A 23251-nucleotide genomic window follows, 5' to 3' on the forward strand; every position below is an offset into this window, starting at 1 on the left:
AAGGTAAGACGTTGCCGGGCGAGCCTAAAGCGAAAGTCATTCCGCTGCATGCGAATTCAGGTCGCAGTGCGAACAAACGGCGTGCCGCGGCTCAGCGCGCCGACGCGGCTCGTCGACATCCGTCGGTATTGAACGATCCCGGTGGCCGCGCGTCGGCCGAGCAGATCGCCGCGGTGGTCCGCGAGATCGATCAGCGCCGCGGATCCAGCCCGGGCGCCGGTGTCGCCGACACACCCAACGAGCTGGCGCAGCGGATCTCCGCGGTCGCCGATTTCCTGCGCAAGCGGGTGACCGGTGACTATCCCGTCGATGAGTTCGGCTTCGATCCGCACCTCACCAACGCAATCTTTCTGCCTTTGCTGAGAGTGTTCTTCAACTCCTGGTTCCGGGTCGAGGTGAGCGGCGTCGAGAACCTGCCGGAGACGGGTGCGGTACTGGTGGTGGCCAATCACGCCGGGGTGCTGCCGTTCGACGGCCTGATGACCCAGGTCGCCGTCCGCGACCGGCATCCGGCCCATCGCAACCTGCGCCTGCTCGCCGCCGACCTGGTGTTCGACATGCCGATGGTGGGCGAGGCGGCCCGCAAGGCCGGCCACACCATGGCGTGCACCGACGACGCGCACCGGCTGCTGGCCGCCGGGGAGCTGACGGCGGTGTTCCCCGAGGGCTACAAAGGCCTCGGCAAGCACTTCAAGGACCGTTACAAGCTGCAGCGTTTCGGCCGCGGCGGTTTCGTCTCCGCGGCGCTGCGCACCAAGGCGCCGATCGTGCCGTGTTCGATCGTCGGGTCCGAGGAGATTTACCCGATGATGGCCGACGTGAAGTTGATGGCACGCCTGCTGGGCCTGCCGTACTTCCCGGTCACGCCGCTGTTCCCGCTGGCCGGTCCGCTGGGCGTGGTGCCGCTGCCGTCGAAGTGGCACATCCAGTTCGGTGAACCGATTGACACCACCGGCTACGACGAGTCCGCGGCCGACGACCCGATGGTCACGTTCGATCTGACCGACCAGGTTCGCGAGACGATTCAGCAGACGCTGTACCAGCTGCTGGCGAACCGGCGGAACACCTTCTTCGGCTGACCGCCCGGTCAGTCCGCTCTCGGGCTTTGCCCGGCAACGAACTTCGACAGTGCCGCCGCGTCCCGCTTCGCCGCGATCTGGGCGGTCAACTCGTCGGCCTCGGTGTCCGACTTCGCCTCACCCATCACGGTGACGATGCTGGTGATCACCCGTTCGCCGTTGTCGTCGGTGACCTCGCCGCGGATCTCGGTCAGCACGGCACCGTGCGACTCGGTCACCGAGTCCAGGTAGGAGTCGAACCACAGCTTGTCCCCGGCCAGGATCGGGCGGTGGAAGATCAGCTTCTGGTCGCGGTGCAGGACCCGCTCCATGTTGATCGGCAGGTCGAACTGATTGAAAATCTCCTGCTGCACCCGCCTGCCGGCCACCGCCAGGAAGGTCAGCGACGCGATCAGTGCGTCGTAGCCGTGCTCCCTGGCCGCCTCTTCGTCGTGGTGGGCCGGGTGCTCGTCCTTGACGGCGCGGGCGAACTCGCGGATCTTCTCGCGGTCAACCTGGAAGTAGTCGGGATACCGGTAGTGGGTGCCGATGATCTCTTCAGCGATAGCCATGCCCAAGTCTTTCCGTTCTGCCGTCAGCGGGCGCGAGCCTACCTGGCTTCGCGGCGGGACACCGCGGCCGCCAGCGCGCCGCCGATGGCGCCCAGCGCCAGCGCCGACGGGACGCCGATCCGCGCGGCCTTGCGCGCGGTGCGGAAATCGCGGATCTCCCAGCCCCGCTCCCGCGCCAGGTCGCGCAGGTCGGCGTCCGGGTTGATGGCGACTGCGGTACCGACCAGCGACAGCATCGGCACGTCGTTGAAACTGTCCGAGTACGCGGTACATCGACGCAGGTTCAGGCCTTCGCGGATCGCCAGCGACCGCACGGCGTGCGCCTTGCCGGTGCCGTGCAGGATATCGCCCACCAGCCGCCCGGTGAACACCCCGTCGATCGACTCCGCCACGGTGCCCAACGCGCCGGTCAGCCCCAACCGGCGGGCGATGGTGTCGGCCAGCTCGTACGGCGTGGCGGTCACCAGCCACACCTGCTGGCCGGCGTCGAGGTGCATCTGCGCCAGCGCCCGGGTGCCCGGCCAGATCTTGTCGGCGATGATCTCGTCGTAGATGTCCTCGCCCAGTGCGACCAGCTCCGCGGTCGAACGTCCCTCGATGAACGCCAGCGCCTTGCGACGGCCGGCGGCCACGTCGTCGCTGTTCTCCCGGCCTGTCAGCTGGAACTTCGCCTGGGCGAACGCAAAGCGGGCCAGGTCCTGATAGGTGAAGTACTCACGGGCGGCCAGGCCGCGCGCGAAGTGCACCAGCGAGGAGCCGTGCACCAGGGTGTTGTCCACGTCGAAGAACGCGGCCGCGGTCAGATCCGGCGGTGGCGGCGGCGGGCCGGCCTCCGGTTCCAGCGGGCGGGCGAGCCCCTCGGCGGCGACTTCCGCGCTGACCTGACCGGCGAGTTTCTGCGCCCGGCTGCCGGCCCCGGCCTCGGATCCCCCGGTAACGGACACGGCTACCAGATTAGGTCACCTGGTCGGAATACTGGCGGGGTGGATCGACAGGTGGAGTTGCTCACACGCCAGGGCTGCCCGATGTGCGCGGCCGCCGCGGCGCGGCTGCATGAGCTCGCCGCCGAGCTCGGCTTCGTGCTGACCGTGACGGACGTCGACGTCGCGGCCGCGGCCGGCGAGCGCGGCCTGCGCGCCGAATACGGCGACCGGCTTCCGGTCGTGCTGCTCGACGGGGCCGAGCACAGCTACTGGGAGATCGACGAGCCGAGGCTGCGCGAGGACCTCGCGCGCTGACGATCCCGCCGCCGAAATCGCATTCCGGTACGGGTTGGCACGCGTTTTGCCGCGTGGAATGCGGTTTCAGCGCAGAGAGAGCAAATTTGGTAGGCCAGCTGAGAAGGACTACCTTTGATGTCGTGCTGAGCGTGGTGAGGGAGCCATGAGCGTCTTGCTCTTCGGGGTTTCGCACCGCAGCGCGCCGGTGTCCGTTCTCGAGCAACTGAGCACCGACGAATCCGATCAGGCCAAGATCGTCGAAGAGGTGCTGCGCTCCTCGCTGGTCACCGAGGCCATGGTGCTCTCGACCTGCAACCGCGTGGAGATCTACGCCGTCGTCGAGGCGTTCCATGGCGGGCTGTCGGTGATCGGCCAGGTGCTCTCCGAGCACTCCGGGATGTCACTGCAGGATCTGACCAAGTACGCCTACGTGCGCTACGCCGAAGCGGCCGTCGAGCATCTGTTCGCCGTCGCCGGCGGCCTCGATTCCGCCGTCATCGGCGAGCAGCAGGTGCTCGGCCAGGTCCGGCGTGCCTATGCGTCCGCTGAAGCCAACCATTCGGTGGGCCGCATCCTGCACGAGCTGTCTCAGCGGGCCCTGGCCGTCGGCAAGCGGGTTCATTCGGAGACCGGGATCGACGCCGCGGGCGCCTCGGTCGTCTCGGTGTCCCTCGACATCGCCGAGCAGAAGGTCGGATCGCTGGCCGGCCGCAGCGCGGTGGTCGTCGGCGCCGGATCCATGGGGGCGCTGGCCGCCAAGCATCTGGCGCGAGCCGGTGTCGAACGCATCCACGTGGTCAACCGCACGCTGCCGCGAGGCAAGCGCCTCGCCGAGAACATCCGCGCGTACGGCCTCGCCGCTGACGCATACCCGTTCGACCACCTGCCGCCGCTGCTCACCGACGCCGACATCGTGATCAGCTGTACCGGCGCGGTGCGGCCGGTGGTTTCGCTGGCCGACGTGCACCGCGGACTGGCGCACGTGCGGGAGCCCAAAGACCTGGTCATCTGCGACCTCGGGATGCCGCGGGACGTCGACCCCGCCGTCGCCGGCCTGCCGGGGGTTTTCGTGGTCGACATGGAGCGCATCCTGCGCGAGCCGACGGCCAAGGCCGCGGCCACCGACGCGGATGCCGCCCGCACGATCGTGGCGGCGGAAGTCGCCAACTACCTGGCCGGGCAGCGTATGGCCGAGGTCACCCCGACCGTCACCGCGCTTCGTCAGCGCGCTGCCGATGTCGTCGAGGCCGAACTGCTCAGGCTGGACAACCGGTTGCCCGGACTGGACGCCGGGCACCGCGACGAAGTTGCCAACACGGTCCGCCGGGTTGTCGACAAACTGCTGCACGCGCCGACGGTGCGGGTCAAGCAGCTGGCCAGCGCTCCCGGCGGCGACAGCTACGCCGAGGCGCTGCGTGAGCTGTTCGAGCTCGACCAGCACGCGGTCGACGCCGTCGCCGGCAGCGAACTGGGACCCATTGCCGGAGGTGATGACATGGGTTCCAATGCAATTGATCTCGACAAGACCGAGTGACGCTCGGCCCGCCGAAAGCCATTACGTGATTCGAATCGGCACCCGGGGGAGCCTGCTGGCCACCACCCAAGCCGGAACCGTGCGCGACGCCCTGATCGCCGCCGGACATGACGCCGAACTGGTCATCGTCTCCACCGAAGGGGACCGCCGCGCCGACGCGCCCATCGCCGACATCGGTGTCGGGGTGTTCACCGCCGCGCTGCGTGAGGCCATTGCCGACGACGTCGTCGACGCCGCCGTGCACTCGTATAAGGATTTGCCGACCGCGGCCGACCCGCGCTTCGTGATCGCGGCGACCCCGGTGCGCGAGGACGCCCGGGACGCGCTCGTGGCCCGTGACGGACTGGTGCTGGGTGAGTTGCCGGCGGGCTCGGTGATCGGCACGTCGTCCCCGCGGCGGGCGGCACAGCTTAGAGCACTGGGTCTCGGTTTGGAAATCCGCCCCCTACGAGGCAACCTAGATACCAGGTTGAACAGGGTAAGCAGCGGTGAACTCGACGCCATCGTGGTGGCCAGAGCGGGATTGGCCCGCATCGGTCGCCTCGACGCGGTGACCGAAGCGCTGGAGCCGGTACAGATGCTGCCGGCGCCTGCGCAGGGGGCACTGGCCGTCGAGTGCCGCGCCGGTGACACGGCGCTCGCGCGGGTGTTGGCAGAACTCGACGACGCCGACACGCGGGCGGCGGTCACCGCAGAGCGAACCCTGCTGGCCGAACTGGAGGCGGGTTGCTCCGCACCGGTGGGCGCGATCGCCGAGGTGGTCGAGTCTATCGATGAGGACGGCCGCGTCTTCGAAGAGCTGTCGCTGCGCGGCTGCGTGGCGACGCTGGACGGATCCGACGTGATCCGCGCGTCCGGGATCGGGACACCCGATCGGGCCCGGGAGCTGGGGCTCTCGGTGGCCGAGGAGTTGTTCGGGCTAGGAGCGCGCGATTTGTTGGACGAAGGCGGGAGAGACAGATGAGCTTGCGAGGACGCAAGGGCAAGCCCGGCCGCATCACGTTCGTCGGCTCCGGGCCCGGGGATCCGGGCCTGCTGACGACGAGGGCACGTGCGGTGCTGAATAACGCCGCGCTGGTGTTCACCGACCCCGACGTGCCCGAAGCGGTACTTGGCCTGGTGGGCTCGGAGCTGCCGCCGCCGTCAGGACCGTTGCCGCCGGTCACCGACGCGGCGCAGAAATCCGCGGCCGCGGCGAAGCCCGCCGAGAACGAGGCCGACGTGGCGAGGCCGGCCGAAGGTGCCAAGCCCGCCGAGGACGCCGTGATCCCCGGCGGGCCCGATGTGCGCCCGGCGCTGGGCGACCCGGCCGAGGTCGCCAAGACCCTGGCCACCGAGGCCCGCACCGGGGTGGACGTGGTCCGTCTCGTCGCCGGTGATCCGCTGTCGATCGACTCGGTGATCACCGAGATCAACGCACTGGCCAAGACGCAGCTGACATTCGAGATCGTGCCGGGCCTGCCCGGAACCTCGGCGGTACCCACCTATGCCGGTCTGCCGCTGGGTTCGTCGCACACCGTCGCCGACGTCCGCGATCCCAACGTCGACTGGGCGGCGCTGGCCGCCGCCCCCGGGCCGCTGATCCTGCACGCCACCGCGTCACACCTTCCCGAGGCGGCGCGGACCCTCATCGAGTACGGCCTGACCGAATCCACCCCGGCGGTCGTCACCGCCAATGGGACAACGTGCCAACAGCGTTCGGTCGAGACCACGCTGGGCGGCCTGCTCGACAAGGCCGTGCTGGACAAGCCGGCCGTCACCGAGCCGGCCGGCCCACTGACCGGGACGCTGGTGGTCACGCTCGGGCGCACCGTGTCCCACCGCGCGAAGCTGAACTGGTGGGAGAGCCGCGCGCTGTACGGCTGGACCGTTCTGGTGCCGCGCACCAAGGATCAGGCGGGCGAGATGAGCGACCGACTGGTCGGTCACGGCGCGCTGCCCATCGAGGTGCCGACCATCGCCGTCGAGCCGCCGCGCAGCCCGGCCCAGATGGAGAGGGCCGTCAAGGGATTGGTGGACGGCCGGTTCCAGTGGGTGGTGTTCACCTCCACCAACGCGGTGCGCGCGGTGTGGGAGAAGTTCAACGAGTTCGGGCTCGACGCCCGCGCGTTCTCCGGTGTGAAGATCGCCTGCGTCGGGCAGGCCACCGCGGAGAAGGTGCGCTCGTTCGGGATCAACCCCGAGCTGGTGCCCACCGGCGAGCAGAGTTCGTTGGGGCTGCTGGACGAGTTTCCGCCGTACGACGAGATTTTCGATCCGGTGAACCGGGTGCTGTTACCACGGGCAGACATCGCGACCGAGACACTGGCCGAAGGTCTGCGTGAACTCGGTTGGGAGATCGAGGATGTCACCGCCTACCGCACGGTTCGCGCGGCCCCGCCGCCGGCGCACACCCGCGAGATGATCAAGACCGGCGGGTTCGACGCCGTGTGCTTCACATCGAGCTCGACGGTGCGCAACCTGGTCGGTATCGCTGGTAAGCCGCACGCGCGCACCATCGTCGCGTGCATCGGCCCCAAGACCGCCGAGACCGCAGCGGAATTCGGCCTGCGCGTGGACGTGCAGCCCGAGGTCGCCGCGGTGGGCCCGCTGGTCGAGGCGCTCGCCGAGCACGCGGCCCGGCTGCGCGCCGAGGGCGCGTTGCCGCCGCCGCGGAAGAAGAGCCGCCGCCGCTAGGAACTCGCCGAAAATGCACTCCGGCAGGTGGGCACTCGACTCTTGGCTGCTGGAATGCGATTTCGTGGAAGGTTGACATGGCGTTCCCACGACACCGCCCCAGGAGGCTGCGGACCACGCCGGCGATGCGCCGGCTGGTCGCCCAGACCACGCTGGAGCCACGGCATCTGGTGCTTCCGCTGTTCGTCGCCGACGGCATCGACGAACCCCGAGACATCACCTCGATGCCCGGGGTCGTGCAGCACACCCGGGACTCGCTGCGCCGGGCCGCTGCCGAGGCGGTCAGCGCGGGCGTGGGCGGGTTGATGCTGTTCGGCGTCCCGAAGGGCGAGGACAAGGACCCCACCGGAAGCGTCGGCGTCCACCCGGACGGCATCCTCAACACCGCGCTGCGCGACCTTGCCAAGGATCTCGGCGACGACACCGTGCTGATGGCCGACACCTGCCTCGACGAGTTCACCGACCACGGGCACTGCGGGGTGATCGACGCCGCGGGACGCGTCGACAACGACCTGACCAACCGCCGGTACATCGAACTTGCTGTGGCGCAGGCTAATTCAGGCGCCCATGTGGTGGCGCCGAGCGGCATGATGGACGGCCAGGTGGCCGCGATCCGCGACGGTCTCGACGCCGCCGGATACCCCGACACCGCGATCCTGGCCTATGCGGCGAAGTTCGCGTCGGCGTTCTACGGTCCGTTCCGGGAGGCGGTCGGGTCCAGCCTGCAGGGCGACCGGCGCACTTACCAGCAGGATCCCGGCAACGCGCGGGAAGCGCTGCACGAGGTCTCCCTCGACCTCGAGGAGGGCGCCGACATCGTGATGGTCAAGCCTGCGATGTCCTACCTCGACGTGGTGCGCCAAGCCGCCGAGCTCTCCCCGGTCCCCGTGGCGGCGTATCAGATCTCGGGCGAGTACGCGATGATCACCGCCGCCGCCGAGCGGGGCTGGATCGATCTGCGGGCGTCCGTGCTGGAGTCGTTGACCGGGATCCGGCGGGCGGGCGCCGACATCGTGCTGACCTACTGGGCCGCCGACGTGGCCCGCTGGCTGTCGTGACCGGTCCGGCCGAGCAGCCGCACCGAATCGAGGGCCCGTCGCCCGCCCGCCCGCCTGACGTCGACACGGCGTTCTGGTTGTGGGTGGTCGCGCTGCCTCTGATGATCGGCAGCTACGTGCTGGACCTGCTGGTGACCCGTGACCATCCGAACAGCCTGATGCTGGCGCTGTCGCTGGTGTTCGCCGGGATTCTTGCCGCAGTCGTGCTCACGTTCTTGTTCCTGCTCAGGCAGGGTTATCGCTGGGCGCGCACGCTGTTGACCGCCGGCGCCATCGCGTCGGTGGTGTACTCGCTGTCGAACCTGTTCGGTGTCGAGCGGCCCACCGCGGCGGCGATGGCCTACGCCGCGTCGGTCATCATCGGATCCGTACTGACCGGCGGCGGCGTGTACCTGCTGCACCGCAAAGACTCCCACGAGTTCTTCACCCGCTGATTCGCTAGGCTGACCCGACCATGACCCCGCCCACCCCCGCCGCCCGGCCGCGCATCGTCGATCTGGCGTTCTGGTGCTTCATCGGCGGCGCGGTGCTGATGATCGTCGGCGGACTGATGGCGGCGACCGCGACTTACGACGCCGCGCGGGCGGCGATCCCGACGACGGTGTCCGACGAGCAGGTGCGCAACTACCTGACTGTCTACCGGTTCACCGGTATCGGGGCGGTGCTGGTGGCCGGCGCGTTGGCGTTCCTGGCCGGTCGCGCCCGGCACGGCGACTCCCGCTTCCGGCTGGCGACGCTGGCTCTGGCTTTCGCGGCGCTGGTCGTCATCGGTGTGCTGGCGCTCGGGGTGGGTGTCGCGCAGCCGCTGATCCTGCTCGGATTGCTGCCGGTCCTGATCGGGACGCTGCTCATCGTGCAGCCCGCGGCGCGATTCTGGTTCCAACAGGAGGACCGACGGTGACCGAATCTTCCAACACCCCTGAGGTGCTCTTCTACGAACAGGGCGCCAGCTGGCTGTGGGTGCTGGCGGGCCCGGCCGCGGGTGTCGCGATGGCTCTGATCCAGCTCTCCGCCGGCTACGGAATCCAGTGGATGGTGCCGGGCCTGTTTTTCGTGCTCGTGTCGCTGTTCCTGGCGATCCAGGTGAAGGCGGCCCGGATCCACACCTCCGTGGAGCTGACCACCGAGAAGCTACGGCAGGGCACCGAGATCACGCTCACCGACGAGATCGTGCGCATCTACCCGGAAGCCAGCGGTTCCGAGACGCCCAAGTGGCAGTACGCGCGGGCACTCGGTGAGCTGACCGGGGTGCCCCGCGGTCGCACCGGCATCGGTCTGCGCCTGACCAACGACCGCACCGCCCAGGCGTGGGCCCGCAAACACCAGCGGCTGCGCGCCGCGCTGACCAGCCTGGTCGAGGAACGCATTCCGCCGGAGCCCGCGTCGTGAACCGGTGGGCCGTCGTGCAGCTGGTGCTGGCGGCCGGCGCGGCGGTGGGCTGCGTGCTCAGCTGGCTGGCGGCCTGCAGCGACGTGGTCGTGGGCCCGGTGCTGGCCGGTGAACCGTCGACGATCTCGCAGGTCTATTACGCCCCGATGCTGACTTTGTCTCTGCTGCTCGCGACGGCGGCCGGCGTGCTGACCGTCCTCGGTGTGGCACGCCTGCGCGGGCCGCATACCCGGGTCCCCCTCGCCGGGGGCGCCGCGAAACCGCCATCACGGTAGTGATGAGCCGCCTTCGACTACCAGGAAGGCGCTCTCGCGAACCGGAGTGACCCTCGCCACAGGCGTCTTGGTACAAAGTGCACAATCTGTAACACTGTTGCTCATGACCGAGTTGGCGGACAAGAGCGAGCACCTCGACGCTGCGGAACCGGATGCGCTGCCGCTGGGGCCCCGGTCCCTGGTGTGGCGCTACTTCGGCGACAACCGCATGTACCTGATCGGCCCGCGCCCGGCGGTGCTGCAGAACATGCTCGCCGAGCTCGGCCAGGGCGTGTACGACCACTCGACGTTCTTCGCCGACACCGCCGAACGCCTCAAGCGCACCATCCCGCCGATCTTCAACACGGTGTACGGCTCCGACGACGACCATGCGGGTCTGCGGGTCCGCGATTTCCACCATCACGTCAAGGGAGAGATGCCCGGCCCCGACGGTGCTGCCGGCTCCCGCTACCACGCGCTGGACCCCGACACGTACTTCTGGGCGCACGCCACCTTCGTCGAGCAGATCTACTACTTCGCCGACACCTTCGTGAAGCGGCTGACCCGCGCCGAACGCGAACAGATCTGGCTGGAGTCCAAGACCTGGTACCGCCGCTACGGGGTCAGCGACCGCGCCATGCCCGCGACCTACGACGAGTTCGAGAAGTACTGGGACGCGATGATGACCGAGGTCCTCGTCGCCCACCCGTCGGCCAGGTACGGCGTCGGCTACGTCACCAAGGGCTTCCCGAAACCCAAGGCGGTGCACCCGCTGGTGTGGCGACTCGTGGCTCCGGTGTTCAACCCGCTCGCGGCGTTCCTGACCACCGGAGGGCTGCCGCCGCGGGCGCGGGACCTGCTCGGGCTGCCCTGGACCGACAAGCAGGAACGCCGCTATCAGCGCTTCGCCGCGTTCTGGCGGTCGCGGCCGGTGAACTGGGCCTGGGACCGTCTGCCCATGCGCGTGCGCTACAGCGGATACGCGGTGAAGGGGTATGCCCGCTCCGATGTCCGGCCCTGATTCGGCGACCCAGCACATTCTCGACGCCGCCGTCGTCGAGTTCGAGCGGCACGGCTTCCGCCGGGTCGCCCTCGACGATGTCGCGCGGCGAGCCGGGGTCAGCCGCACCACCATCTACCGGCGCTTCGCCAACAAGGACGAACTGGTCGGCGCGGTCATCGAGCGGGAGAACGTCCGACTCTTCGCCGACATCGCGGCCGAGCTGAAACAGGCTGGGCCGCAATCAAATTACTATGTCGAAGCGTTCACGCTGTCGATTCTGAAGTTCCGCGGGCACCGAGTGCTGCACCAGATGATCACCGATGAACCCGGACTCGTGCTCGAGCTCGCCGGCCGCCACCACCGCGCCGCGATCGAGCGCATGGCCGAGGCGTTGCGGACGATCTTCCCGCCCGGATTCGCCGACCGCATCGGGGCCGAGGCCGTCGACGACCTTGCCGACACCATCCTGCGGTACGCGGCGATGGTGCTGCTGCTGCCCAGCGCGCAGCCCTTGGAGACAGCCGACGACATCCGCGCATTCGCGCGCCGGCATTTCCTGACGAGCCTGCCCACGGCGCTGCGGTCGGTCCCCGCATGACGCCGTGTTTCGCAGATCACACTTTCGGGCAGCCCGAAAGCCATGACCACCGATGACAAAACCCAGCAACGTCAGTCCGGTGACACACCGGACGTCCAGCTCGATCACGTCACCGAGACACCGAATTCGGAGAACCAGAAGCTCACGGAGAAGCCTGAGGTCACCGACGAACACCGGGAGAAGGCCAAGGAGATGGCCAAGGCCTACTCCGAGGACCTGCAGACCACCACGCTGCCCGGCAGCAGCGGCACCGTCTCCGGAACGTCCGTCACCGACTGGGTCGACGACAAGGACAAGGGCAAGATCGAGACGTCGGCCGACGAGGGCAACGTCGAGTACCGCAAGACCGAGGAGTTCCGCAAGAAACTCGAAGAGTGACGGTCCCGGCGGCGGGGACAAAGACCGCTTGCCTAATCTGACTGCTGTGACACCTCTCGATCAGATCGCCCCCGCCTTCGTCGAGATGGCGCACTCGATCGTCTGGGCGTCGGTGGCCACCGTCGACGACGACGGCAAACCTCGCACCCGCATCCTGCATCCCCTCTGGGAGTGGGACGGCACAGACTTGTTCGGCTGGATCGCGACGGTGCCGACACCGATCAAGCGCGCCCATCTGTCCGCCCACCGCGAGGTGTCGGTGAGCTACTGGACCACCAACCACGACACGTGCTCGGCCGAGTGCCTCACCGAGTGGTACACCGACGACGACACCCGCTCCGCGGTGTGGCAGAAGTTCGCGACGGCGCCGGCTCCGGTCGGATACGACCCGGCCATCATCCCGATGTGGACCGACGGCCCGACCTGCGCCGATTTCGCCGTGCTGCGGCTGGCGCCGTACCGGTTGCGGGTGATGCCCGGCACCGTGATGACTCAGGGCCGAGGTGCCCCGCTGCTGTGGAGTGATCGCAGTGGTCGCAGAAACTGACACCGCCGTCGCCGGCTTACCGCTGGTCCCGCGCAATCCGCTGCCGCTGTGGAAGCTGGCGCAGCTGGTCCGGCGGCTCGACACCGGCCAGGAGGTGATCCGCGACGCCGGCGGTCCGATCACCCGCATTCAGCTGGGCCCGAGGAAACTGGTGCCGCCGATCGTGGCGGTGATGTCACCGACCGGGATGCGGGATGTGTTGGGGCGCAACGACGCCTCCTCGGATCGCTGCATCATCCACGACGAGGTCCGACAGACGGCAGGCGACAGCCTGTGGGTGTTGCCGAACGAACAGTGGCGGCCCCGCAAGCGGGCACTGGCGCCGGTGTTCACCAAATTCAGCGTGCGCACCTTCGGCGGTCACATGTCCACGGCCGCACAGGCGTTCGTCGACCGATGGCCCGCCGGCGGCGAGGTCGACCTCGACGCCGAGTGCCGCAGCGTCGCCATGCAGTCGCTGGGCCGGTCGGTGCTGGGCGTCGACCTGAACGAACGCGGCGAGACCATTGCGCGATGCATGCATGTGGCCTCCTCCTACACCGCCGACCGCGCGTTGCGGCCGGTGCGGGCACCGCGCTGGCTGGCCACCCCGGCGCGTCGGCGGGCCCGTTCGGCGGTGAACGCGATGCGCGCGATCACCGACGAGATGGTCAGGGCGTGCCGGCACGACCCGCAGCGGGACGCACCGCTGGTGCAGGCGCTGATCGCGGCCACCGACCCGGAGACGGGCCGTCCGCTGTCCGACGAAGAGATCTCCAACGACCTGCTGATCTTCATGCTGGCCGGCCACGACACCACCGCGACGGCGCTGACCTACGCGCTGTGGGTGCTCGGCCACCATCCCGAGATCCAGGATCGTGTCGCGGCGGAGGCCGCCGCGATCGGTGACCGCGAACTGACGCCCGACGACGTGCCGGCGTTGGGATACACCGTTCAGGTGCTGCACGAGGCGGTGCGGTTGTGCCCGCCCGCCGCCGGCGTAGCGCGGCTGGTGACCAGCGACATCGCGGTCGACGGCTACCGGGTGGAGGCCGGCAGCCTGGTCGCCCTCGGGCTCTACGGGCTGCACCACGACCCGGCCCTGTGGCCGGATCCGATGGCCTTCGACCCGGACAGGTTCAGCCCGGAGAACGTCAAGGCCCGCGACCGCTGGCAGTTCCTGCCGTTCCTCGGCGGGGGACGCCCCTGTATCGGTGAGCACTTCGCCCGGCTGGAGACCACGCTGGCGCTCGCCACCGTGGTCCGCGCCTGCCGGATCGAGTCGCTCGATGACGATTTCGAGTGCGAGGTGCCGTTGACCACGGTCGCCAAGGGGCCGATCAGGGCGCGCATCACCCCGCGTCGCTGATCAACCCCGGTCGAGCAGCACCGCCTGTTCGAACGGCAGCAGCCCGAACACCGGCCGCATCACGCCGGTCACCGACGGGGCCGCCTCGACCTTCGTCATCACCCGCGGATTCACCACCGCAAACGATCGGCCGTGGCGGCGCATGGTGCCGCCGCCGGCAGCGACGATGTTCTTCAGCCAGTCCCGGTCGGGGCCGTAGGTGAGCAGGATGGCGACGCCGTCGGCGGTCGAGAACACCGTCAGCGGGGTGCGGCAACGGCGGCCGGAGCGGCGTCCGGTGTGTTCGAGAATTCCCATCGTCGGCGCCCAGCCCGCCCACATCCGCTGGATGGGGTTGGTGACGTGCCGGTTGAACCGCGCCAGCCACTGCGGCAACTGCATGTCACCATGATCCTCCTTGCGCGGCGGCGATTTCCACCGCGACCCCGGCGCCGCTCCACGGCCGGCCCCGCAGCGCCGACGTCGGCCGGCGAATCCACACGGGTAAGAAGCTGACCAGCAGGCTCAAAGATGCGGACTCCGGATCCATGGACGAAACTCACAGCAGTGTGGAGAAGCTGCTGAGGTTCGGTACACGGACCGGGATATCGAAGTGAGCTCAGCATGAATCCACCGGCGCAGCGTGGCGCGACTCGACCCCTCCGATGAATCAGGAAGTCGCCATGACCTCAGTCGACACCGCGCCCGCGCCGCCGGGTCCGCCACACGGGCAGCACGACCTGGAAGCCGAGCTGACCGTCATCCCGGAATCGGCGAAGACCACCGACCTGCGCGGCCAGTTCTGGATCTGGGCGGGGGCCAATATCGCCCCGATCAACTGGATCCTCGGCGCGCTCGGCGTGACGATGGGTCTCGGGCTGGTCGAGACGATCCTGGTGCTGGCGGTCGGCAACGCGATCGGCATGTCGCTGTTCGGGATCTTCGTCGTGATCGGACAGCGCACCGGCGTCACCGGAATGGTGCTGGCGCGCGCGGTATTCGGCCGCCGGGGCGCCTACGTCCCCGCCGCCGTGCAGGCGCTGGTCTGTATCGGGTGGTGCGCCGTGAACACCTGGATCGTGCTCGATCTGGTGATGGCGCTGCTCGGTCGCATCGGCCTGGTCGATCCCGGTCAGAGCAACAACGCCGCACGCATCATCGTGGCCGGCGTCATCATGAGCATCCAGGTGGTCATCGCGTGGTTCGGCTACCGGGTGATCGCGGCGTTCGAGCGCTGGCCGGTGCCGCCGACGGTCGCTGTGCTGGTCGCCATGACCGGGGTGGCCTGGATCGGTCTCGACGTCGACTGGGGCTACGCCGGCGATGCCGCGCTGACGCCGGCCGAGCATCTCGCCGCGATCACCGCGGTCATGACCGCGATCGGAATCGGTTGGGGCATCACCTGGTTGGGCTATGCCGCCGACTACTCGCGGTTCGTGTCGACGTCGGTGCCGGCCCGCAAGCTCTTCGCCGCGAGCGCGCTGGGTCAGTTCATCCCGGTGGTGTGGCTGGGCGCGCTGGGCGCCACCCTGGCGACCCTGAGCACGTCGTCGGACCCGGGCGAGATCATCGTCGACGCCTACGGCGTGCTGGCGATCCCGGTGCTGCTGCTGGTGGTGCACGGCCCGCTGGCCACCAACATTCTCAACATCTACACCTGCGCGGTCTCCACGCAGGCGCTCGACATCCGGGTCAACCGCCGGGTGCTCAACGTCGTGATCGGCGTGGTCGCCATGGCGTGTGTGGTGTATTTCGTGCTCAGCGGGGACTTCGCGCACACCATCGACGCCTGGCTCGTCGGGATCGTCGGCTGGCTCGCCCCGTGGGCGGCGGTGATGCTGGTGCACTGGTTCGCGGTGGCCCGCCGGCAGGTCGACGCCGAGGCGCTGCTCGCGCCGCCGGGGGAATCCGCGTTGCCTGTCGTGCGTCCCAGCGCGCTGATCTCCCTCGCGGTCGGCATCGTCTTCACCTGGCTGTTCATGTACGGGATGGTGCCGGTGATGCAGGGCCCGATCGCCACCGCGCTGGGCGGTGTGGACCTGTCCTGGCTCGCCGGCGGTCTGGCCGCCGGGACGCTGTACGCCGCGCTGGAGATCCCGCGGGCCCGTCGGGCGCGGGTGACCGCTGGCTGAACTGAGCCTCCGGCCATTGCGGCGCATGGGCATCGACGAGCAGACTCGTGTGTCGTGGCTTACTTGAAGCCTCCCTGGTTCACGAGGCGCATCTTCAACCGCTTCGCGATGGCCTTCGGGGTGGGGCAGACGCTGACGGTGACCGGGCGGCGCAGTGGCCGGCCCCACCGCATCCCGGTGGTGGTGCCCGAGGTCGGCGGCGTCAAGTACCTGGTATCCACGCGGGGTGAGTCGGACTGGGTGAAGAACGTCCGGGCGCATCCGCAGGTGACGCTGGATGGTGCGGCGTTTCTGGCCACCGAGATCCCGGTGGAGCAGCGGGCGCCCATCCTGGCGGTCTATCGCCCGCAGGCGGGTAAGGCCGTGCAGGGCTACTGGCGGCGCCTGCCCGCAGACGCCGACCATCCTGTGTTCGCCCTCACCCCGGCGGGATGACCACTACACCCTGTAGTTGGACGATTTCGGCGCGGCTGCGACACTGGTCGGCATGAGCAGTACCGACCTGTCCGCGAAGTTGTTCGCCGACGCGTCCTCGGTGATCCCCGGCGGGGTCAACTCGCCGGTGCGGGCCTTCAGCTCCGTCGGCGGCACGCCGCGGTTCATCACATCGGCCAAGGGGTGCTGGCTGACCGATGCCGACGGCAACCGCTACGTGGACCTGGTGTGTTCATGGGGCCCGATGATCCTCGGCCACGCCCACCCTGCCGTCGTCGAGGCGGTGCAGCGGGTGGCCGCCGACGGGCTGTCGTTCGGCGCCCCGACCCCGTCGGAGTCCGAACTGGCCCGCGAGATCATCGACCGCGTGGCTCCGGTCGAACTGCTCCGGCTGGTCAACTCCGGCACCGAGGCCACCATGAGCGCGATCCGGCTGGCCCGCGGCTTCACCGGCCGCGCCAAGATCGTGAAGTTCTCCGGCTGTTATCACGGCCACAGCGACGCCCTGCTCGCCGACGCCGGATCGGGGGTCGCCACCCTGGGCCTGCCGTCGTCTCCAGGGGTGACGGGCGCGGCAGCCGCCGACACCATCGTGCTGCCGTACAACAACGTGCCCGCGGTCGAGGAGGTGTTCGCCCGCTTCGGCGCCGAGATCGCCTGCGTGATCACCGAGGCCAGCCCCGGCAACATGGGCACCGTGCCGCCGCTGCCCGGGTTCAACGCCGAACTGCGCCGCATCACCGCCGCCCACGGCGCGCTGCTCATCCTCGACGAGGTGATGACGGGCTTCCGGGTGAGCCGCGCCGGCTGGTACGGCGTCGATCCGGTGGACGCCGACCTGTTCACCTTCGGCAAGGTGATGAGCGGCGGGCTGCCGGCCGCGGCGTTCGGCGGCCGCGCCGAGGTGATGAACCGGCTGGCCCCGCTGGGCCCGGTGTACCAGGCGGGCACGCTGTCCGGTAACCCGGTTGCGATGGCTGCCGGGCTGGCCACACTGCGCGCTGCCGACGACGCCGCCTACGCCGCGCTGGACGCCAACGCCGACCGGCTGGTCGGCCTGATCGGTGATGCGCTCACCAAAGCCGGTGTGGCGCACCAGATCCCGCGGGCGGGCAACATGTTCAGCGTGTTCTTCGGCGCCGAGCCGGTGACCGACTTCGCCGCCGCGCGGGCCACCGAGACGTGGCGCTTCCCGGCGTTCTTCCACGGCCTCCTCGACGCGGGCGTCTACCCGCCGCCGAGTGCATACGAAACCTGGTTCGTTTCAACGGCTCTCGACGACGACGCGTTCGACAAGATCGCCGCCGCCCTGCCGGGTGCGGCGCGTGCGGCCGCGCAGGCCACCGCATGACGACCAATCACACGGTGGTGCATGTGATGCGCCACGGCGAGGTGCACAACCCCGAAAAGATCCTTTACGGCCGGCTGCCCGACTATCACCTGTCCGACCGGGGCCGGGCGCAGGCGAACGCGGTCGCGGACTGGTTGGCCTCCCGTGACATCACCCACGTCGTGGCGTCTCCGCTGGAACGCGCGCAGGAGACCGCCGCACCCATCGCCGCCCGCCACGAACTGCAGATCAACACCGACGAGGAGTTGATCGAGTCGACGAATGTCTTCCAGGGGCAGCGAGTTTCCCCTGGCGACGGGGCGCTGCGCGATCCGCGTAATTGGTGGCACCTGCGCAACCCGCGCCTGCCGTCCTGGGGGGAGCCCTACACCGAGATCGCCACTCGGATGAAGCGCGCGGTGTTCCGGGCCAGGGAGGCCGCCGACGGCCACGAGGCGGTGTGCGTGAGCCATCAGCTTCCCGTCGAGACGCTGCGCCGCGCGATGACCGACCGTCCGCTGCACCATTTCCCGACCCGGCGGATGTGCAACCTGGCGTCGGTCACGTCGTTCTATTTTCACGGCGCCACCTGTGTCGGCTGGGGGTATGCGGAGTTGGCCGGGCGGTGAACCGGGTGGTGGCCCTGATGCGTGCGCTGTTCGCAGCGTGCGCGGCAACCGCTGTGCTCGCCGGATGCGCCACCGGCAGTGATGCCGTCGCCCAGGGCGGCAGCTTCGAATTCGTCGCCCCGGGCGGTCAGACCGACATCTTCTACGACCCGCCCGGCGACCGCGGCACGCCGGGACCGCTGTCCGGCCCGGATCTGATGGATCCCGACAAGACCATCTCGCTGGACGATTTCGCGGGCAAGGTAGTGGTGATCAACGTGTGGGGACAGTGGTGCGGCCCATGCCGCACCGAGATCACCCAGCTGCAGAAGGTGTATGAGGCGACCCGGGACCAGGGGGTGGCGTTCCTCGGTATCGACGTGCGCGACAACAACATCGACGCCCCACGGGATTTCATCATCGACCGCGGAGTGACCTTCCCGTCGATCTACGACCCGCCGATGCGCACGATGATCGCGTTCGGCGGGCGCTATCCCACCACGGTGATCCCGTCGACGGTGGTGCTGGACCGGGAGCACCGGGTGGCGGCGGTGTTTCTTCGCGAGTTGCTCGCCGAGGACCTGCAGCCCATCGTCGAGCGGTTGGCGGCGGAACGATGAACCTAGACCAGATCGATCAGTTGACCACCAGCGGCCCGCTGCTGCTGGCCATGGGACTGGCCGCGCTGGCCGGCCTGGTGTCGTTCGCCTCGCCGTGCGTGATCCCGCTGGTGCCCGGCTACCTGTCCTACCTCGCGGCGGTGGTCGGGGTCGATGACCGACCGGGCGGAGCCGCCGGCCAGACGACGATCCAGGGCGCGCGGTTGCGGGTCGCCGGCGCGGCGGGACTGTTCGTGGCGGGATTCACGGTGGTGTTCCTGCTCGGCACGGTCGCCGTGCTCGGGATGACGACGACGTTGATCACCAATCAGCTTCTGCTGCAACGCCTCGGCGGGGTGGTCACGATTCTGATGGGTCTGGTGTTCATCGGCCTGGTGCCGGTGCTGCAGCGTGACACGCGGATCACGCCGCGCCAGATCTCCACGCTCGGCGGGGCGCCGCTGCTCGGCGCGGTGTTCGCACTCGGCTGGACCCCGTGCCTGGGCCCGACGCTGACCGGTGTGATCGCGGTGGCGTCGGCGACCGAGGGCAGCAACGTCGCGCGTGGGGTGGTGCTCGTTGTGGCGTACTGCCTGGGGCTGGGAATTCCGTTCGTGCTGCTGGCCTTCGGGTCGGAGCGCGCGGTGGCGGGGCTGGGCTGGCTGCGCCGGCACACCCGCACCATCCAGGTGCTCGGCGGGGTGCTGATGATCCTGGTCGGCACCGCACTGGTCACCGGTTTGTGGAACGAGTTCGTGTCCTGGGTGCGCGACGCGTTCGTCAGCGACGTCAGGCTGCCGATCTGATGCGACTCCTGGCCCTGATCCGCAACACCTGGCGGACCCTGACGTCGATGGGCACCGCGCTGGTGCTGCTGTTCCTGCTCGCTCTCGCGGCGATCCCCGGCGCGCTGCTGCCGCAGCGCAACCTCAACGAGGCCAAGGTCGCCGAGTACATCGCCGAACGCCCGACCCTGGGCCCGTTGCTGGACCGGCTGCAGGCCTTCGATGTGTTCTCCAGCTTCTGGTTCACCGCGATCTACGTGCTGCTGTTCGTCTCGCTGGTGGGTTGTCTGACCCCCCGCATGGTCGAGCACGTCCGCAGCCTGCGCGCCACCCCGGTGGCGGCGCCGCGCAACCTCGGCCGACTACCCAAGCACCACAGCGCGGAGGTCCCCGCCGCCGACGCCGAAGCCGCGGCGGCCGCCGTGGAGGGCGAGCTGCGCGGCTGGCGTCGCACCACCCGTCGCGACGGCGACGCGACAGAGGTCTCCGCCGAGAAGGGCTACCTGCGCGAGTTCGGCAACATCGTCTTCCACTTCTCGCTGCTGGGCCTGCTCGTCGCGATCGCCGCTGGAAAGATGTTCAGCTACGAGGGCAACGTCATCGTCGTCGCCAACGGCGGCCCCGGCTTCTGCTCGGCATCCCCGGCCGCGTTCGACTCCTTCCGCGCGGGCAACACCGTCGACGGCACCTCGCTGTACCCGATGTGCGTGCGGGTCAATGACTTCGAGGCCACCTACCTGGAGAACGGGCAGGCAGTCGGCTTCCAGGCCAACATCGAATACCAGGCCGGCGACGATCTGGACACCGGAACCTGGCGGCCGTACCTGCTGAAGGTCAACGAGCCGCTCCGGGTCGGCGGTGACCGCGTCTATCTGCAGGGCCACGGCTACGCGCCGACGTTCACCGTGACCTTCCCGGACGGGCAGAGCCGCACGCAGACTCTGCAGTGGCGCCCGGAGGACCAGATCACGTTCCTGTCGTCGGGGGCGATGCGTTTCGATCCGCCCGGCGGCACCTACGCCGACGAACTGCAGCGCCGCCGCAGCCAGATCGCGATCCAGGGCCTGTTCGCGCCGACCGCGCAACTCGACGGCACCCTGCTGTCATCCCGCTTCCCCGAGATGAACGACCCGGCTGTCGCCATCGACATCTACAAGGGCGACACGGGTCTGGACACCGGCCGGCCCCAGTCGCTGTTCACCCTGGACGAGCGGATGATCGGCCAGGGCCGGCTGACGAAGATGGCGCGCGTCAACCTCCAGGCCGGCGAGGACACCCGCCTGGAAGACGGCACCGTGATCCGCTTCGACGGCGCGGTCCCGTTCGTCAACCTGCAGGTCTCCCACGACCCCGCCCAGATCTGGGTGCTGGTGTTCTCGATGACGATGATGGGCGGGCTGCTGGTCTCGCTGGTCATACGCCGGCGCCGCGTCTGGGTGCGGATCACCGACGGACCGGCGGGTACGGTGAACGTCGAGCTGGGCGGCCTGGCCCGCACCGACAACTCCGGGTGGGGCGACGAGTTCGAACGGCTGACGGCGCGGGTTCTCACTGCCGTGGAGGGCACCGGGACTACCGCGCCGGCACGGGAAGAGGAGGCGGAGCGCGCATGAGTGAAGCTCGCGAGCGAATGAGGCGGCTGTGAGTACGAGCATCGACATCGGGCTGGCCCGGTACTCCGATTGGGCGTTCACGTCCTCGGTGCTGGTGTTGCTCGCGGCGCTGCTCCTGCTCGCCGTGGAGCTGTCCTACAGCCGCAGCCGCAAGGCCGAGAGTCGCGAGCTGGTCACCGCCGGAGGCGTGGGCCGCGACAGCGCGGCCCCCGGCGTCGTCATCGACGCGCCGCGGCGTCCGTTCGACGAGCGGCTGGGCACCTCCGGGGTGGCGCTGGTCTACGTCGGGATCGCGCTGCTGCTGGCCTGCATCGTGCTGCGCGGACTGTCCACCTCACGGGTGCCGTGGGGCAACATGTACGAGTTCATCAACCTGACCAGCTTCTGCGGTCTGGTGGCCGCGGCCTGGGTGCTGCGCCGCCCGCAATACCGCTCGCTGTGGGTGTTCGTGCTCGTCCCGGTGCTCATCCTGCTGACCGTGTCCGGCAAGTGGCTGTACTCGCACGCGGCACCGGTGATGCCTGCGCTGCAGTCCTACTGGCTGCCGATCCACGTGTCCGTGGTCAGCCTGGGTTCCGGGGTGTTCCTGGTGGCCGGCGTGGCCAGCATCCTGTTCCTGCTGAAGATGTCGCGGCTGGGCGACCCCGACCGCGCCGACGCGATCGGGCGGATCGTGGCCAAGCTGCCGGACGCCCAGACATTGGACCGGATCGCCTACCGGACCACGATCTTCGCCTTCCCGGTGTTCGGGTTCGGGGTGATCTTCGGGGCGATCTGGGCCGAGGAGGCGTGGGGCCGCTATTGGGGCTGGGATCCCAAGGAGACGGTGTCGTTCATCGCGTGGGTCGTCTACGCGGCCTACCTGCACGCCCGCTCGACCGCCGGTTGGCGGGACAGAAAAGCGGCCTGGATCAACATCGTCGGGTTCGTCGCGATGGTGTTCAACCTGTTCTTCATCAATCTGGTGACGGTGGGCCTGCACTCGTATGCGGGCGTCGGCTGAGCCGGGAGAGGGTACTGACTGTTGGTGGACGCGCCGGGGAGTTTTCGGGCACAGCAACGGTTTTCCGATCCCATGGCGCCAGTTCCCGCCGAATGGACGGCGCCGACCCCGCCCGAGGGGACGCCGCCGGTCGTCGCCGCCGACCCGCCGCCGGTTGTCGCCGCCGACCCGGCGCCGTATCTGGATCTGTCGACCGTCGCGCTGCTGGGCCACGCGAACCGCGGCCCGTCCTCGGGCTGGCGCAAGTGGCTGTACTGGGGCTCGGGCAAGCTGATCGACGTCGGGGAGAACCCGAAAGTGCTGCGCCGCAACAGCCTTGTCGCGCAGGTGCAACAGCCGCTGCGGGGCTGCTACCGCATCGCGATGCTGTCGCAGAAGGGTGGTGTCGGCAAGACCACGATCACCGCAACGCTCGGTGCGACGTTCGCCACCACCCGCGGCGACCGGGTGATCGCGGTGGACGCCAACCCCGATCGGGGCACCCTGAGCCAGAAGGTGCCGGTCGAGACCTCGGCCACCGTGCGCCATCTGTTGCGCGACGCCGAAGGGATCGCCTCCTACAGCGACGTGCGGCATTACACCTCGCAGGGGCCGAGCCGATTGGAAGTCCTGGCCTCGGAGAGCGATCCTGCGGTGTCGGAGGCGTTCAGCGCCGCCGACTACTGCCGCGCGGTCGACGTGCTCGAGCGCTTCTACAGCGTGGTGCTGACCGACTGCGGCACCGGCATGCTGCACTCGGCGATGTCAGGGGTCATCGAGAAGGCCGACGTGCTGGTGGTGATCAGCTCCGGTTCGGTCGACGGGGCACGTAGCGCATCCGCGACGCTGGACTGGCTGGACGCGCATGGCCACGAGGACATGGTGCGCAACTCGATCGCCGTCATCAACGGCGTGCGGCGCGGGTCGAAGCGTGGCGCCTCGAAGGTGGACCTGAACAAGGTCGTGGATCATTTCGCCCGGCGGTGCCGCGCGGTGTGTCAGGTGCCGTTCGACCCACATCTGGAGGAGGGCGCCGAGATCAGCCTGGAGCGGCTGCGCGGGGACACCCGGGAATCGTTGCTGGAGTTGGCCGCAGTGGTCGCCGAGGGCTTCCCGCGGGCGCGGCGCGCCGACCCGGTGGGTTAGCGGTCGG

28 protein-coding genes are annotated in these 23251 nt (G+C 69.2%); 24 read left to right on the forward strand and 4 right to left on the reverse strand.

Annotated elements, in window-relative coordinates:
• Positions 1–11: 11 nt before the first annotated feature.
• Positions 12–1079 (forward strand): lysophospholipid acyltransferase family protein, encoded by a 1068-nt coding sequence (locus KXD97_RS11360; protein ID WP_260756859.1) that lies wholly within the window; start codon positions 12–14, stop codon positions 1077–1079.
• 8 nt (positions 1080–1087) lie between these two features.
• On the opposite strand, the gene KXD97_RS11365 is transcribed toward KXD97_RS11360, so the two are convergent.
• Together KXD97_RS11365 and KXD97_RS11370 are read right to left on the reverse strand one after the other, a co-directional pair.
• Positions 1088–1630 carry a MaoC family dehydratase N-terminal domain-containing protein gene (locus KXD97_RS11365; protein WP_260756860.1) on the reverse strand — a complete coding sequence of 181 codons (543 nt, stop codon included), beginning with the start codon at positions 1628–1630 and terminating at the stop codon, positions 1088–1090.
• Between the two features lie 38 nt (positions 1631–1668).
• On the reverse strand, positions 1669–2574 hold the full coding sequence (locus tag KXD97_RS11370; protein ID WP_260756861.1) for an HAD family phosphatase: 906 nt from the start codon (positions 2572–2574) through the stop codon (positions 1669–1671).
• A 39-nt stretch (positions 2575–2613) separates the two neighbouring features.
• Here KXD97_RS11370 and KXD97_RS11375 point away from each other — a divergent pair, with 39 nt between their 5' ends.
• From KXD97_RS11375 to KXD97_RS11440, 14 genes are all read left to right on the forward strand, one after another.
• The gene (locus KXD97_RS11375) at positions 2614–2868 is read left to right on the forward strand and encodes a glutaredoxin family protein (RefSeq protein WP_260756862.1); all 255 of its coding nucleotides are present in this window, start codon (positions 2614–2616) and stop codon (positions 2866–2868) included.
• 145 nt (positions 2869–3013) lie between these two features.
• A complete protein-coding gene (locus tag KXD97_RS11380) occupies positions 3014–4384 on the forward strand; it encodes a glutamyl-tRNA reductase (RefSeq protein ID WP_260756863.1) in 1371 nt (456 codons plus the stop codon).
• A 25-nt stretch (positions 4385–4409) separates the two neighbouring features.
• On the forward strand, positions 4410–5348 hold the full coding sequence (hemC, locus tag KXD97_RS11385) for a hydroxymethylbilane synthase (RefSeq protein WP_260756865.1): 939 nt from the start codon (positions 4410–4412) through the stop codon (positions 5346–5348).
• The gene (locus KXD97_RS11390; protein ID WP_260756866.1) at positions 5345–7060 is read left to right on the forward strand and encodes a bifunctional uroporphyrinogen-III C-methyltransferase/uroporphyrinogen-III synthase; all 1716 of its coding nucleotides are present in this window, start codon (positions 5345–5347) and stop codon (positions 7058–7060) included. The genes hemC and KXD97_RS11390 overlap by 4 nt, the downstream gene beginning before the upstream one ends.
• Before the next feature lie 77 nt (positions 7061–7137).
• Positions 7138–8118 (forward strand): porphobilinogen synthase, encoded by a 981-nt coding sequence (gene hemB, locus KXD97_RS11395; RefSeq protein ID WP_260756867.1) that lies wholly within the window; start codon positions 7138–7140, stop codon positions 8116–8118.
• Positions 8115–8552, forward strand: a complete 438-nt coding sequence (locus tag KXD97_RS11400) for a hypothetical protein (RefSeq protein ID WP_260756869.1) — start codon at positions 8115–8117, stop codon at positions 8550–8552. The genes hemB and KXD97_RS11400 overlap by 4 nt, the downstream gene beginning before the upstream one ends.
• 20 nt (positions 8553–8572) lie before the next feature.
• Positions 8573–9019 (forward strand): hypothetical protein, encoded by a 447-nt coding sequence (locus KXD97_RS11405; protein WP_260756870.1) that lies wholly within the window; start codon positions 8573–8575, stop codon positions 9017–9019.
• Entirely contained in the window at positions 9016–9507 is a 492-nt protein-coding gene (locus KXD97_RS11410; protein WP_260756871.1) for a DUF3093 domain-containing protein, read from the forward strand. The genes KXD97_RS11405 and KXD97_RS11410 overlap by 4 nt, the downstream gene beginning before the upstream one ends.
• Complete coding sequence (locus KXD97_RS11415; protein WP_260756872.1) at positions 9504–9782, forward strand: hypothetical protein; 279 nt, start codon at positions 9504–9506, stop codon at positions 9780–9782. Before KXD97_RS11410 ends, KXD97_RS11415 begins: the two co-directional genes overlap by 4 nt.
• Before the next feature lie 103 nt (positions 9783–9885).
• Positions 9886–10782, forward strand: coding sequence for an oxygenase MpaB family protein (locus tag KXD97_RS11420; RefSeq protein WP_260756873.1), 897 nt, complete (start codon positions 9886–9888; stop codon positions 10780–10782).
• Entirely contained in the window at positions 10769–11362 is a 594-nt protein-coding gene (locus KXD97_RS11425; RefSeq protein WP_260756874.1) for a TetR/AcrR family transcriptional regulator, read from the forward strand. The genes KXD97_RS11420 and KXD97_RS11425 overlap by 14 nt, the downstream gene beginning before the upstream one ends.
• A gap of 42 nt (positions 11363–11404) precedes the next feature.
• A complete protein-coding gene (locus tag KXD97_RS11430) occupies positions 11405–11740 on the forward strand; it encodes a hypothetical protein (RefSeq protein ID WP_260756875.1) in 336 nt (111 codons plus the stop codon).
• A gap of 46 nt (positions 11741–11786) precedes the next feature.
• Complete coding sequence (locus tag KXD97_RS11435; RefSeq protein WP_260756876.1) at positions 11787–12287, forward strand: pyridoxamine 5'-phosphate oxidase family protein; 501 nt, start codon at positions 11787–11789, stop codon at positions 12285–12287.
• Positions 12271–13635 (forward strand): cytochrome P450, encoded by a 1365-nt coding sequence (locus tag KXD97_RS11440; protein WP_260756877.1) that lies wholly within the window; start codon positions 12271–12273, stop codon positions 13633–13635. Before KXD97_RS11435 ends, KXD97_RS11440 begins: the two co-directional genes overlap by 17 nt.
• Here the strand turns inward: KXD97_RS11440 and KXD97_RS11445 are convergent, their stop codons facing one another.
• Together KXD97_RS11445 and KXD97_RS11450 are read right to left on the reverse strand one after the other, a co-directional pair.
• Positions 13636–14016: a nitroreductase family deazaflavin-dependent oxidoreductase gene (locus KXD97_RS11445; RefSeq protein ID WP_260756878.1), complete on the reverse strand. Its 381-nt coding sequence runs from the start codon at positions 14014–14016 to the stop codon at positions 13636–13638.
• 1 nt (position 14017) lies between these two features.
• Positions 14018–14164, reverse strand: a complete 147-nt coding sequence (locus tag KXD97_RS11450; RefSeq protein WP_260756879.1) for a hypothetical protein — start codon at positions 14162–14164, stop codon at positions 14018–14020.
• A 133-nt stretch (positions 14165–14297) separates the two neighbouring features.
• Here KXD97_RS11450 and KXD97_RS11455 point away from each other — a divergent pair, with 133 nt between their 5' ends.
• From KXD97_RS11455 to KXD97_RS11495, 9 genes are all read left to right on the forward strand, one after another.
• Positions 14298–15746 (forward strand): cytosine permease, encoded by a 1449-nt coding sequence (locus KXD97_RS11455; RefSeq protein WP_260756880.1) that lies wholly within the window; start codon positions 14298–14300, stop codon positions 15744–15746.
• Positions 15747–15800: 54 nt separating this feature from the next.
• Complete coding sequence (locus tag KXD97_RS11460; protein ID WP_260756881.1) at positions 15801–16181, forward strand: nitroreductase/quinone reductase family protein; 381 nt, start codon at positions 15801–15803, stop codon at positions 16179–16181.
• 52 nt (positions 16182–16233) lie between these two features.
• Positions 16234–17532 (forward strand): glutamate-1-semialdehyde 2,1-aminomutase, encoded by a 1299-nt coding sequence (gene hemL / locus KXD97_RS11465; RefSeq protein WP_260756882.1) that lies wholly within the window; start codon positions 16234–16236, stop codon positions 17530–17532.
• Positions 17529–18140, forward strand: a complete 612-nt coding sequence (locus tag KXD97_RS11470; protein ID WP_260756883.1) for a histidine phosphatase family protein — start codon at positions 17529–17531, stop codon at positions 18138–18140. Before hemL ends, KXD97_RS11470 begins: the two co-directional genes overlap by 4 nt.
• Before the next feature lie 17 nt (positions 18141–18157).
• Positions 18158–18739 carry a TlpA disulfide reductase family protein gene (locus tag KXD97_RS11475; RefSeq protein ID WP_396885383.1) on the forward strand — a complete coding sequence of 194 codons (582 nt, stop codon included), beginning with the start codon at positions 18158–18160 and terminating at the stop codon, positions 18737–18739.
• Positions 18736–19524: a cytochrome c biogenesis CcdA family protein gene (locus KXD97_RS11480; RefSeq protein WP_260756885.1), complete on the forward strand. Its 789-nt coding sequence runs from the start codon at positions 18736–18738 to the stop codon at positions 19522–19524. The genes KXD97_RS11475 and KXD97_RS11480 overlap by 4 nt, the downstream gene beginning before the upstream one ends.
• Positions 19524–21116: a cytochrome c biogenesis protein ResB gene (locus KXD97_RS11485; RefSeq protein WP_260756886.1), complete on the forward strand. Its 1593-nt coding sequence runs from the start codon at positions 19524–19526 to the stop codon at positions 21114–21116. Before KXD97_RS11480 ends, KXD97_RS11485 begins: the two co-directional genes overlap by 1 nt.
• Before the next feature lie 28 nt (positions 21117–21144).
• Positions 21145–22119, forward strand: coding sequence for a c-type cytochrome biogenesis protein CcsB (gene ccsB / locus KXD97_RS11490; RefSeq protein ID WP_260756887.1), 975 nt, complete (start codon positions 21145–21147; stop codon positions 22117–22119).
• 72 nt (positions 22120–22191) lie between these two features.
• Positions 22192–23244 (forward strand): MinD/ParA family protein, encoded by a 1053-nt coding sequence (locus KXD97_RS11495; RefSeq protein ID WP_260756888.1) that lies wholly within the window; start codon positions 22192–22194, stop codon positions 23242–23244.
• The last annotated feature ends 7 nt before the right edge of the window (positions 23245–23251 follow it).

The organism is Mycobacterium sp. SMC-8, from assembly GCF_025263565.1.
GTDB lineage: Bacteria > Actinomycetota > Actinomycetes > Mycobacteriales > Mycobacteriaceae > Mycobacterium.